Here is a 269-nt window from a genome sequence, read left to right on the forward strand (position 1 = left end):
ATGCAGGTTATCGGGAAAGAATCGACCACCGCAGCTATGCATATCAAGGTAATCATCTACAAGCCACTATCCATGAGGGTAGCAAGGTCACGCAGATGCGCAGGAAAGGCATAGATACTGAGATCAGTCGTTTCAACGACACGATTACACAGCAGAACAGCCAACAGCTCCAAAACAAACAACAGCATAAAGAAAAGACCTTAGAACAAGGATTCAATCGTGTTGAGCAAGGCTTTGAGCATTGGAAGAAAGAACAGGAAGTTAAACGC

At 44.6% G+C, this 269-nt stretch carries 1 protein-coding gene; it reads left to right on the forward strand.

The genetic code is table 11. From position 1 onward, the window contains the following. Nucleotides 1-269 (forward strand): MobA/MobL family protein (locus tag ACG9ZB_RS17380; protein ID WP_419326861.1); only part of this gene is annotated, 269 nt, incomplete at both ends.

Origin of the sequence: Acinetobacter johnsonii (assembly GCF_048551975.1) — a bacterium.
GTDB classification, from domain to species: Bacteria; Pseudomonadota; Gammaproteobacteria; order Pseudomonadales; family Moraxellaceae; genus Acinetobacter; species Acinetobacter johnsonii_A.